This window comes from Neisseria sp. P0021.S006 (genome assembly GCF_051956895.1).
Genome location: NZ_JBQCWZ010000384.1, coordinates 1 through 1,314, shown reverse-complemented (window position 1 = coordinate 1,314; position 1,314 = coordinate 1). Strand labels below are relative to the sequence as shown.

The following is a 1,314-nucleotide window of genomic DNA, read 5'->3' as shown; positions in this document are numbered from 1 at the left end:
GATCGAAGTCGGTTTGGTTTTTGTGCAGATGATAGGCAATGACGAGTAGCTTTCTCATCAGGGCGCAGATAATAACCATCTTGGGCTTTTTGGCTTTTTGCAGTCTTTTGGTGAAGTCGGGAAAGTAATTTTGACGCATGGCTACCATGGCGGCCATGAAGAGGGCGCCGCGTAGTTTTCTGTTGCCATACCTTGTCAGCTTTTCTTTGCCGTTGACGCTTGTCCCTGATTTTTTCTGTTGCGGGCTCATGCCAGCGAATGCTGTAAAGTGGTTGGCGTTTTTGAAATGTGCGGTAAGGAGATGAACGGTTAGGTATATAGCCGTTGTTTGGCCGACTGATGGGATGGTTTGTAGGCGTTTGGCGGTTTCTTGAATGGCTTTGTCTGCTTTGGCCGTTTGTTTGATTTGGCCGTCCACGTCTTGCAGATGCTGGTTGAGTTCGTCTATCTGCTTTTGGTGGATTTGTTGTACAAAGCTGTCTTTTGCTGCTTTCAGCCTGTTTTTTTGTGCTGTCAGCTGTTCTTTCAGTTGGTTTTGCAGGCTCAACAGGCGTTTGAGGCTTTGGATGTTTTCAGACGGCCTTTCCAACTGCGCAACAGAGTGCCAATCTTTTGTGGACGTAGCCGGTACAATAAAACGCGCCACACCGGCGGCTTGCGCTTCGGCAAGCACAGTAGGCAGCGTGCTGGCAAGTTTGGGGTCGGCAAGATGGCAGTGGGTGTCGGTGAAAGTCATATTTAATGGTGGTTTACAGCAGATTTAATTGTCGCAATTCTTGTTGCACCTTATCTGCATTCCAGTCATGAGATACGGCGAGGGTCATCAGCGCAGTGGCGGTTTCGAGATTGCATTTGCCGCCGTTGATGATACCTGCCTGACGCAAAGCATCGCCTTGGGCATAGACGGCAGCGGCGCAACCTTGCGGCACTTGGCTGATGTTGAGCAGCAACTTGCCTTGTTGCGTAAAGGCTTGGACGGCTCGGACAAACGCATCGTTGCTCGGCGCATTGCCGTGGCCGTAGCTTTGCAGAATCAGGGCTTGGGCGGAAAGGTGGGGCAGGCCGTCTGAAAGTTCTTGCGTGGCATAACCGGGAATCAGCGTGCGGACGGAAACTTTGGCTTCAGGATTTGGAAGACGCGGTTTGAGGCCGTCTGAATGTTCAGCCGGGGCGGTACGGATATTGTGCCAACCTTTGTTTTCCTCCCATTCGGCGAGCGTGCCAAAATGCAGGTTGTCAAAACCTGCGGCGGTCTCGGTGCTGACCTTGCTGCTGCCGACGGATGGGAAGAGCTTGCCGTCAAAGGCAATCACC

At 52.0% G+C, this 1,314-nt stretch carries 1 protein-coding gene and 1 pseudogene; both read right to left on the bottom strand.

The annotated features are described in order from the left end of the window. Positions 1-736: transposase (locus tag ACTHUM_RS14340; protein ID WP_440403205.1), on the bottom strand; the 736-nt coding region annotated here is incomplete at its 3' end. Between the two features lie 13 nt (positions 737-749). Then, positions 750-1,314 (bottom strand): annotated as a pseudogene (locus tag ACTHUM_RS14335) (asparaginase); the annotation flags it as partial.